This window comes from Streptomyces daqingensis (assembly GCF_014645895.1).
Taxonomy (GTDB): Bacteria; Actinomycetota; Actinomycetes; order Streptomycetales; family Streptomycetaceae; genus Streptomyces; species Streptomyces daqingensis.
In genome coordinates this window covers 116801-127380 of record NZ_BMMP01000013.1, presented here as the reverse complement: position 1 = coordinate 127380, position 10580 = coordinate 116801, and the positions used below count along the sequence as shown (strand labels likewise).

At 72.3% G+C, this 10580-nt stretch carries 5 protein-coding genes; 1 reads left to right on the top strand and 4 read right to left on the bottom strand.

Annotated features, from left to right (window positions below):
• From IEY56_RS19850 to IEY56_RS19840, 3 genes are all read right to left on the bottom strand, one after another.
• On the bottom strand, nucleotides 1–4687 hold a 4687-nt coding region (locus tag IEY56_RS19850; RefSeq protein ID WP_189038593.1), incomplete at its 3' end, for a beta strand repeat-containing protein.
• 865 nt (nucleotides 4688–5552) lie between these two features.
• Nucleotides 5553–5711: a DUF7196 family protein gene (locus tag IEY56_RS19845; protein WP_189038592.1), complete on the bottom strand. Its 159-nt coding sequence runs from the start codon at nucleotides 5709–5711 to the stop codon at nucleotides 5553–5555.
• Nucleotides 5712–5988: 277 nt separating this feature from the next.
• Nucleotides 5989–6276 (bottom strand): DUF1360 domain-containing protein, encoded by a 288-nt coding sequence (locus IEY56_RS19840; protein ID WP_189038591.1) that lies wholly within the window; start codon nucleotides 6274–6276, stop codon nucleotides 5989–5991.
• A gap of 286 nt (nucleotides 6277–6562) precedes the next feature.
• Between IEY56_RS19840 and IEY56_RS28575 the strand changes: the two genes are divergently transcribed.
• Nucleotides 6563–8809, top strand: a complete 2247-nt coding sequence (locus tag IEY56_RS28575) for a hypothetical protein (protein WP_229712046.1) — start codon at nucleotides 6563–6565, stop codon at nucleotides 8807–8809.
• An 81-nt stretch (nucleotides 8810–8890) separates the two neighbouring features.
• Here IEY56_RS28575 and IEY56_RS19830 read toward each other — a convergent pair whose 3' ends face one another.
• Nucleotides 8891–10279: a cytochrome P450 gene (locus IEY56_RS19830; RefSeq protein WP_189038590.1), complete on the bottom strand. Its 1389-nt coding sequence runs from the start codon at nucleotides 10277–10279 to the stop codon at nucleotides 8891–8893.
• Nucleotides 10280–10580 lie beyond the last annotated feature (301 nt).

The following is a 10580-nucleotide window of genomic DNA, read 5'->3' as shown; positions in this document are numbered from 1 at the left end:
CGGTGGGTGTGCCGGAGCCGGGCGCGTTGGTGGTGACGGTGGCGCAGACCTGTACGGACTGCCCGCACACCGACGGGTTGGGCGTGGCGGTCACCGCGGTGCTCGTGGACGCGGCGTTGACCGTGACGTCCGCCGTGTCCGAGGAGCCCTGGCGGCAGGCGTCGCCGTTGTAGACGGCGGTGACGGTTCCGGTGGTGAGGCTGCTGGTGGTGGTGCAGGCCTGGCCGGAGGCGTTGAGTCCGACGGTCTGGTTGAGTCCTCCTGGTCCGGTGAAGGTGACGGTTCCGGTGGGTGTGCCGGAGCCGGGCGCGTTGGTGGTGACGGTGGCGCAGACCTGTACGGACTGCCCGCACACCGACGGGTCGGGCGTGGCGGTCACCGCGGTGGTGGTGGTCGCGGAGGTGACGGTGACGTCCGCGGAGTCCGCCGAACCGAGGTGGCAGGCGTCGCCGTCGTAGGTGGCGGTGACGGTCCCGGTGCCGAGGCCCGTGGTGGTCACGCAGGCCTGGCCGGTGCCGTCGAGTGTGGCGGTCTGGTCGAGTCCTCCTGGTCCGGTGAAGGTGACGGTTCCGGTCGGGGTTCCCGAGCCCGGTGCGTCGCTGGTGACGGCCGCGCAGATCTGCACCAGCTGGCCGCACACCGACTCCTCCGGGTCGACCTCGACCGCGGTCGTCGTCGCGGAGGCGTTCACCTCGACCGGGGTGCTCCCCGACGACGGCGCACCGCACCCGTCGCCGTTGTAGGTGGCGGTGACGGTTCCGGTGGCGAGGCTGCTGGTGGTGATGCAGGCCTGGCCGGTGCCGTCGAGCCCGACGGTCTGGTTGAGTCCGCCTGGCCCGGTGAAGGTGACCGTTCCCGCCGGTGTACCGCTGACGGTGTCGAAGGAGACCTCGGCGCACACCTCGACGGACTGCCCGCACACGGACGGGTCGGGGTCCGCGGTGACGGTGGTGGTCGTCGCGGCCGGATCGACGGTGACGGTGGTGGATCCCGAGGATCCGGCGAAGCAGGGGCTGTCTCCGTTGTAGGTGGCGGTGACGGTGCCGGAGGCCAGCATGGTCGTGGTGACACAGGCTGTGCCCGAACCGTCCAGTGTCGCCGTGGTGTTGAGCCCGCCCGGCCCGGTGAAGGTCACCGTCCCCGTCGGAGTCCCCGAACCTGGTGCGTCGGTGGTGACGGTGGCGCAGATATCCACCGGCTCACCGCACGACGAGGGATCCGGGTCGGCCGTGACGGCGGTGCTCGTGGACGCGGCGTTGACCGTGGCGGTGGTGCTGCCGGTCGAAGTGGCGTGGCAGGCGTCGCCGTTGTAGACGGCGGTGACGGTGCCGGAGGCCAGCTCCGTCGTCGTCAGGCAGGCTTCGCCGGTGCCGTCGAGCGTGGCCGTCTGGCTGAACCCGCCGGGCCCGGTGAAGGTGACGGTGCCGGTGGGCGTGCCCGAGCCGGGCGCGTTGGTGGTGACGGTGGCGCAGACCTCCACGCTCTGGCCGCACACCGACGGATCGGGGGAGACGTCGACGGCTGTGGCCGTCGCGGCCGGGTTGACGGTGACGGCCCGCGTTCCGGAGGAGCCGAGGTGGCAGGCGTCGCCGCCGTAGGTGGCGGTGACGGTCCCGGTGGCGAGGCTGCTGGTGGTGATGCAGGCCTGGCCGGTGCCGTCTAGTGCGGCGGTCTGGCTGAGTCCGCCGGGCCCGGTGAAGGTGACGGTGCCGGTGGGTGTGCCGGACCCGGGCGCCGCCGTGGTGACGGCCGCGCACAGGGTCACGCTCTGCCCGCAGACCGAGGTCGCCGGGAAGGCGGTGAGCGCCGTCGAGCTGCCGGCCGGATCGACGGTGACGGTGGTGGATCCGGCCGATCCGGCGAAGCAGGGGCTCTCGCCGTTGTAGGTGGCGGTGACGGTGCCGGAGGCCAGCACGGTCGTGGTGACGCACGCTTCACCCGAACCGTCCAGCGTCGCCGTGGTGTTGAGCCCGCCGGGGCCGGTGAAGGTGACGGTGCCGGTGGGCGTGCCCGAGCCGGGTGCTTCGGTGGTGACGGTGGCGCACAGGGTGACGCTCTGCCCGCAGACCGAGGGCGTCGGGAGCGCCGTGACCGAGGTGGCCGTGGCCGCCGGAGCCACGGTGACGGTGAACGTCCCCGTCGATGCGGCCGCACAGGGGTCGCCGTTGTAGACGGCGACGACAGCGCCGTCCGTCAGCCCCGTCGTGTTGAAGCACGCTTCACCCGAACCGTCCACGGACACGGTGGTCTCCGCGCCGCTGGGCAGGGTGAACGTGACGGTGCCGGTCGGCGTTCCCGCTCCGGGCTCGTCGACGGTCACGGTGGCGCAGACCTCGACGGACTGGCCGCACACCGACGGATCCGGGGACGCGGTGACGGTGGTGGTCGTCGAGGCCGGGCCGACGGTGACGCCGAGCGTGCCCGTCGAGGGGTCGTGGCAGACGTCGCCGTTGTAGGTGGCGGTGACGGTGCCGGTCTCCAGCTCGGCGGTGGTCGTACAGGCCTGGCCGAGGGCGTCGAGCGTGACGGTCTCGGCGAGTCCGCCCGGGCCGGTGAAGGTGACGCTCCCGGTGGGCGTGCCCGAGCCCGGTGCGTCGGTGGTGACGGTGGCGCACAGCTCGACAGGCTGCCCGCAGACCGACGGGTTCACGTCGGCGGTGACGGCGGTGGTGGTCGCGGCGGGGCCGACCGTCACAGCGAACGTGCCGGCCGATCCGGCGAAGCAGGGGCTGTCACCGTTGTAGGTGGCGGTGACGGTTCCCGTCTCCAGGGTCGCGGTGGTGACGCAGGCCTGGCCCGAACCGTCCAGCGTCACCGTGGTGTTGAGCCCGCCGGGGCCGCTGAAGGTGACGGTTCCGGTGGGTGTGCCCGAGCCGGGCGGTTCGGTGGTGACGGTGGCGCACAGCTGCACCGACTCGCCGCACACGGACGGGTCGGGGACCGCCGAGACCACGGTGGCCGTGTCAGCCGGGTCGACGGTGACGCCGGCGGTGTCACCCGAACCGGAGTGGCAGGGGTCGCCGTTGTAGGTGGCGGTGACGGTTCCCGTCTCCAGGGTCGCGGTGGTGACGCAGGCCTGGCCCGAACCGTCCAGCGTCACCGTGGTGTTGAGTCCGCCGGGGCCGGTGAAGGTGACGGTTCCGGTGGGTGTGCCCGAGCCGGGCGGTTCGGTGGTGACGGTGGCGCACAGCTGCACCGACTGCCCGCACACGGAGGTCGCGGGGTCGACGGTCAGAGCCGTCGCCGTGTCGGCCGGGTCGACGGTGACAGTGGCCGAGCCGGCGGAGCCGCTGTTGCAGCCGTCGCCGTTGTACGTGGCGACGAGCACTCCGCTCGACAGCGCCGACGTCGTCAGGCACGCCTGGCCCCCGCCCAGGGAGACGGTCTGGCTGAAGCCGCCGGGGCCGGTGAAGGTGACGGTTCCGGTGGGCGTTCCGGTGCTGGGCGCGTCCGCGGTGACGAACGCGCAGACCTCCACCTGCTCGCCGCACACGGACGAGGCCGGGTCGAGCGTGACCGTGGTCGTGGTGTCGGCAGGGGTGAGGGCGAGGTCGACGCCGGCGGAGGAGCCGTTGAAGCAGGCGTCGCCGTCGTAGGTCGCCGTGTACGGGCCCGCGGCCAGCACGTTGCTCGTCAGGCACGCCTGGCCGCCGCCGATCGTGACGGTCTGGCTGAAGCCGCCGGGGCCGGTGAAGGTGACGGTTCCGGTGGGCGTTCCGGTGCTGGGCGCGTCGGCGGTGACGAACGCGCACAGCGTCACGGGCTCACCGCACACGGCCGGGTTCGGGCTCGCCGTGAGGAGGGTGCTGCTCTCCGCCAGTTCGACGACGAGGTCGACGGTGCCGACAGAGGAGAGGTTGCACGCGTCGCCGTTGTAGGTGGCGGTGACGGTCCCGTCGGGCAGACCATTGCTCGTCAGGCACGCCTGGCCGGTGCCGTCGAGCGTGACGGTCTGGCTGAAGCCGCCGTCGGCGGTGAACGTGACCGATCCCGTGGGGGTGCCGACGCCAGGGGCGTCGGTGGTGACGACGGCGCACACTTCCACGAGTTCGCCGCAGACGGCCGGGTTCGGGTTCGCCGTGACGGTCGTGGTGGAGTCCGCCGGGCCCACGGTGACGTCGAACGTGCCCGCCGATCCGTCCGCGCAGTCGTCGCCCTCGTAGGTCGCCGTGACCGTTCCCGACGTCAACTCCGTAGTGGACACGCATGCTTGGCCGCCGGCGTCGAGCGTCGCCGTCTCGGTGAACCCCCCGGGGCCGGTGAAGACGACGTCGCCGGTGGGCGTGCCCTCACCCGGCGCGTCGATGGTGACGTCCGCGCAGAGCGTCACGAGCTGACCGCAGACGGAGGGGTCCGGGCTCGCGCTCACCGCTGTGGTCGACGGCGCCGGGTTGACCGTGTGCGTGTCGAGAGGGGACGACGAGGGGTCGAACGTGCCGTCGCCGGAGTACACGGCGACGGCGTCGTGCACACCCACGCTGAGGTCGTCGAAGACGGCCTGCGCCTGGCCGGCTCCGTCCAGCGGGACGGTCAGCGACGGGCCGTCGTCACTGACGATGAACGTGACCGTGCCTGTCGGCGTGCCCGTGTCGGGCGGGTCCACCGTCACCTGCGCGGTGAACGTGACGGGTTCGCCGCACACCGACGGGTCGGGTGCCGAGGATATGGTCGTGGTGGTGCTGGGCATGGAAGGCCTCTCTCACAACGGTGCGGAATTCACGGAACCGCGGGCTGGCGGAATTCCAGCTCCGGACGGTCTGATGCCTGCGCCCTTCCTCGTTCTCGCCGGGCGGAGGGGAGAACAGGCGAACTCGGCTACAGGGGACAGCGGTTCGGGCCGCCGGCCCGGCGCCTTTCACCCGGCGACATCTCAAGTAGGCGCCCGAATCGGGGCACGAGCCATACCCGCGGCGCCGATAACGCCCGTATGGCGGAGCGCGGTACGGAGCGAGGGGGTGCGATTCAGTGAAGCGGACGCACTACGGCGCACTGCTGTGAAAGTCCTGAACACGCGGGGAATCGGGCCGGATCATGTCGAGGAGAGGGCGTTTTTCCGCCGCTTCCGGAGTGCGCGACGCCGTTCACGGGAACTCTCGTGCTCCCTTTCTGGAGCGCGCGGAACGCCGATGCGCCCGTGCTCCTCTCCCGTACCGGAAGTGTGCGCCCCCTGGCGGCAGTTGCGGTGTGCGGGATGGGGCCGCGGGGGACGGCCCTTTCCGAGGACCGGTGAACTTCTCGGTGGCGGCCGGGGTTTGCGTCTGGTACGGAACTGCGTTGTCCAGTCCGGGGAATGGAGATTGGACCGGCGGTGTCAAGCACGGCGGCTTGAAACAGCGGCGCACTCGTGCGTCTCAACGCGCCTGCGGAGGGCGCCCGTTGTGCGCCCTGCGTTTCGGGCGGACCGCATTCAGGTAATCGTATGGATTGTTTTGGTGCACGACAATGCCGACGCGCTCCGAAGAGCACGCCGGCATCGGGCGACCTGGCGCCGACCCCGTACGGCTCCCCGCCCGGACCCGGACTGGGAGCCGCTGATCAGCGTGGACGCATCGCTAGCGGTTGACGGCGACTATCCTTCCCGTGCCGCCCCTCCGCTGTCTCGCCGCCTCGGCCTCCTGGCGGGTGACGTAGTCGCGCTCCGCCCCGTTCGGCAGCACCAGGCGGTAGACGGTGGCTGTCCGGCGATTGCGTCCGCCGCAGTTGCATCCCATCGGAATTCTCCTTCAGTCTGCCCGGCCCGGGTGCCCCGCCCGGCCGCGTCATCCATCGCACTTCCGTGGCCGACTCCGGCGGGTCTTTGAAAGCGAGCCGCACGCCCGGAAGTCGGCGATGAAGGGCGGTGCGACGGTGGAAGCCGGGAGTACGGGGCCAGGGAAGGGGGGCTCGCCCGGGGAAGGGGTGCGAATGGTTTCTCCCCGTCGCCCGGAGTTTCCCCGGTTCCTATCCGTCCGACACCCGAAACCGCGGCGCGGAACGGAAAACTCGGCTCTAGTCGAGCCAGTTGGACGCCACGCCGCTGAGATAGGAAAGTGTCAGCACCATCGCCACCGCCTGGAATGCGACCGTGTTCCCCGCGAGAAAAGCGACGGGTACCACGGCGGCGGCCACCCAGACGCTCGTGCACCAGCTGCACGTGACGAGATAGGCGAACTTCGAGTCGTCGCCGAACCGTTGGGCCGTCCAGGAGCGGAATCCGGCGGCGAGCGTATCCTTCGTTATGAGTCGTGTAATACGACAAGTGATGCCCAGGGCCAGAAGAAACACCACTACGTTCATGGCATTCATCGTACGGCTGCCGCCTTATCGGAAACACCCCGAGCAGGCGTCGGTATCTGCGGCCCGTGCCAGTCCGTCGCAGTAAAGACGACGGCCGGACGAGTGCGCGGCCGGGGCGGCGAGGCGCCGTGAGGGCCCTCCGCGCGGCTCGCGCCATACGCCCAACTCGCGTCGCGGACAAGGGCTTTGCAGGGCCGCGCTTTCGGCTACCGGATCTCCGGCGCCGTCGGCCACCATGTGGCGTCACCTGCACTCACCATCCTCCGCAGCGACAGGAGCACGACCGATGACCGGCTACGTGATGGCGGCCACCGACGCCCGGGGCGAACGGCTCGCGGAACGCGAACTCCCCACGGCGCCCACCCTCCGCGAGGCCGCCGCATTCGGCGACAGCCACCGGACGGACTACGTGTCGGTCCGTCACGGCCACGACATCACCCTCTACGGCAGGGACGCGGCCGGCGCCTGGTCGGTCCTCGTCACGGACGCGCCCGCCCCCGTCGTCGTGGAACTGCGCCGGCGGCACGACGAGTCGTGCCGCCGGGGGCTGGGCCGGGGCGGCGGCGCCGTGCCGGACGGGGTGGGCGATCCCTTCCTCCCGCTGGACCTTCCCCTCGCCTCCGGTGAGGACGGTTACGTCCTGACCGCTGTCGACGTCGACGGCGAACCGTTCGGGGAGCGCGTCAGCGCCACGCCGCCCACGCTCGAAGAGGCCGCCGAGGTGGGCGAACTCCACGAGGCGGACTACGTCGTCGTGAGCCGGGACGACGCCGAGCTGGTGACGCTGTACGGGCGGGACGCCGGGGGCTCGTGGTCGGTGGCCGCGGCCGACGTCGATGCCGAGACGGCCGAGGAAGTGTGCCTCTGGTTCGACCTCACGCAGCACTACCGCGGCCGGTCGCCGTCCAGCGCGCCCGCAGGCCGGGTCGGCCACCCCCTCGACCGAGTCCCACCGCCCGACGGCGGGGGCATGCCGGCGGCCAGGGCCACCGCGCTCGTCGCCGAGCACGTCCGGGAGCACCGGCTCGACTACCCCGTCCAGGGACTGGCGGCAGACCGCTTCGAAGCGGGCTGGAGCGTGTACGCGCCGGTGGACGTCGACGAGAGCGACCCCATGGCGTTCCTCGACATGCCGGTGGGCCGATCGGTCTTCCTCGTCAGCGACATCGGCCGCGTGAAGGAGACGTCGAGCTCGATCCCTCCCCGGGAGGCCGAGGAGCTGTTCGGCGCCGAGGAGGCGTACGTGCGCCGCCGCCCCGCGGAGGAGCGGTTCCTGGCGGAGCTCAAGGACGAGGTGGTGCGCCGCGAGTCGGAGTCCGAAGGCCCGCCGCAGATCAGCTCGTTCACCGTCGAGCCGCCCTCGGAGGAAGTGGTCGCGGCCAGGGCGGCCGGGCTGCTCGGCCCCCTCGCTCAGCAGCTCGCGCTCCTCGGCCCCGCGGGGTGGGACCGGTTCACCGCGGCTTTCTCCTTCACGGTCTCCCGCGAGGTCGGGCAGCTCCGCTTCTGGACCGGGAGCCGCAGCACGGAGGTGCCGGTGCCCGAGCAGATCGCCGTACTGGTCCGCCGGCAGCGGCACCTGGCCGCACGGATGCCCGCCGGACCGTGGTGGCGGCTGCTCCTCGAACTCGGCCACGAGGGCGGCGCGAACGCCCGTATCGCCACCGTGTTCGACTACGGCGACCGCCCCCTCCCCGACGGCCACCTGCTCGCACCGGAGCACTACCGCAACGACCTGGCCGCATACCCGCGCGCCGGCACACCGGCGTGGCTCGCCGAGTACGTCACGGGTGCCGGCGGGCACGGCACCGCGGCCCGCACCGCGCCACAGGCCGCTGCCGCGGAGGGCCGGGCGGGGTCCCCGCGTTCCGGCGCCGCGGCTCCCGGACCCGGCAACGCGCCCGCCGCACAGGTGCCTCCGCAGGGCCGGACGTCGCCGGTGGCGCCGCCGTCGCGCCCGATTCCCGTCCTGGACACGGCGATCGGCCGGAAGCGTCTCTATGCGGATCCGCAGGTGATCACTTACGGCAAGAGGTCGATCGCGCTCGACGAGGTGGAGTGGGTGGGCTATTCGGTCACGCACACCGCCACGAAGCGCTTCCTGTGGCCGACCAGCCACGAGAGCGCGTTCGACTTCCAGGTGGACAAGTACCCGTACCACGGCGGGCTCGGACGGGACGGCGTCCTCGTGAACTTCCACGCGTTCCGCCGCGTGAGCGAGCCGCCGGAGGAGTGGCTGTCCCTGGTGAACCTGTCGCGGCAGTTCCTCGAGCCGCGGCTGCTCGCACAGCTCGTCGCGGCGGTGCGCAGGGGCGAGACCGTCACGGTCGGCGCCGGCGTGAAGGTGGACCGCGGCGGGGTCGTGTGTGCCAGGCCGCGGGTCTCCTTGCCCTGGCGCGAGGTCCTCGGCACGCAGCTCCGCGCGGGCATGGTCTGCGTCTACAGGAAGGGCCGGAACGAGCCGGTGCTCACCGTGCCGATGGGCTACCCGAACGCGGTGCTGATCCCCGACCTGATCGCCGAGTTCATGCCCTGAGACCGGGAGGCGACGCGGCAGACGTTCCGGTGCCGGGCGGCATCGAGCCGCCCGGCACGCTTCCGGCCCGCCTTCGCCCGGCTACGCCCCGCGCGCTCCGGGCGACGGGCACTGCGCACCACCGGCGTCTTCCGCGCCGGGAGCGGCGTCCTGTGGCGTGGAGTCTCCGGAGGCCGGGCAGCCGCCGAGGCCGAAGGGGAGCGACCTGACGCGGTTGTCGAAGCTGGAGGGCACGAGCTCGGGCGGCCCCGCGGCATGCATCGCCACGGAACCGTCGAGCAGCAGGCGGAAGAGCGCCTTCAGCTCCTGCCGGGCGAGGTGCGCGCCGAGGCAGTAGTGGGGTCCTCCGCCGCCGTAGCCGAGGTGGGGGTTGGGGTCGCGGGTGATGTCGAAGGTGTCGGCGAACGGGAAGACGGCCTCGTCGCGGTTCGCGGAGGCGTAGTACAGGGCGACCATCTCGCCCTCGCGCAGGGTCCGTTCGCCGACGACGTGGTCGCGCCGCAGGGTGCGCTTGAACTGGATGATGGGCGTCGAGCAGCGCACGATCTCGTCCACGGCCGAGTCGGCGTACTTCTCGAAGTCACCGGCCCACAGGTCGCGTTGGTCCGGGTGGTCGGCGAGCAGCGCGAGTCCGTGCGAGATGGCGTTGCGGGTGGTCTCGACCCCCGCGACCATCAACAGGGTGAAGAACGCCCCGAGTTGGCGGTTGCCCAGGCACTCCCCGTCGACGTCGGCGGTGACGAGCGCCGAGATGAGGTCGTCCGCGGGGTGGCGGCGGCGCTCGCGGGCGAGTCTGGCGATCATGACGTGCATCCGGGCGAGAGCCCGCAGGCCCTTGCCGGGGACGCGGAACCTGCGGCGCGCCCCGCGTCCGACGCCGATGTCCTCGGAGGCGTCGTTGAGCTGGGCGAGGATGCGCGGCCGGTGCCGTTCGGGGATGCCCATCATGTTGCACACGACCTCGAAGGGCACCCGGGAGGCCACGGCGGTGACGAACTCGCGCGACGGACGCCGCACCGCGTCCCGTACGGCGCGCTCGGCCACGTCGTGGATGTCCCGCTCCGCCTGCGCGAGCAGACGCGGGCTGAAGGCACGCGAGACGATCTTCCGGAGCTGCGCGTGCTCCTGGCCGTCGAGGTTGACCATGGACTGCCCGAAGAGGGCCTGCACCCAGCGCGCGGGCAGCGGCGTGGTCACACCGGGGGCGCTCCCGAAGACCGCCGGGTTCCGGCTGGCCTCCCGTACGTCCTCGTGCCTGACCAGCGCGTAGAAACCCGGCTCGTTCCCCTTGCGCAGGGTGCCGGCGGGAGGGCTGAAGAACTCCGGCGACTCCAGGCTCCGCAGCTTGGCGAAAACGGCCAGCCGCTCGTCGTGGGGGAGCTGCCAGAAGCGGGGGTCGGCCGGGTTCGCCTCGGGCGGCAGGTCCGCGGGGCGGGCGGCGGCTGACTCGGCGGAGCCGGGGAGTTGCATGGTCGTTTCTCCTGTCGCGTGGTGACGGCCGCACCGCTTCTCCCGCAGGCGCGTGCGGGGGCCCGGGCCGGGGACGGTGCCGGGAGGCACCGGCGTGGCGCTGCTGCGTCCGCTTCACTGCCGCGTCGCTCGCGGCGCCCGGGCGAGGCGGGCGGTGACTGTCCGGAAGCAGCTTGGAACCGCCGGGCGCCGCCCGCGGTCCGCCACACCGCCGGTCCCCGGACGCCCCCCTCCGTCGGCGCAGGGAGGGACAGGCGACCGGCCCACGTGCACCGCCGTCCAAACCACCCGAGGGCATGAG

Excerpts from the sequence above, each read along its gene's own strand:
- IEY56_RS19845 (WP_189038592.1), bottom strand. The coding sequence starts at position 5,711 with ATGGGATGCAACTGCGGCGGACGCAATCGCCGGACAGCCACCGTCTAC.
- IEY56_RS19840 (WP_189038591.1), bottom strand. The coding sequence starts at position 6,276 with ATGAACGTAGTGGTGTTTCTTCTGGCCCTGGGCATCACTTGTCGTATT.
- IEY56_RS28575 (WP_229712046.1), top strand. The coding sequence starts at position 6,563 with ATGACCGGCTACGTGATGGCGGCCACCGACGCCCGGGGCGAACGGCTC.
- IEY56_RS19830 (WP_189038590.1), bottom strand. The coding sequence starts at position 10,279 with ATGCAACTCCCCGGCTCCGCCGAGTCAGCCGCCGCCCGCCCCGCGGAC.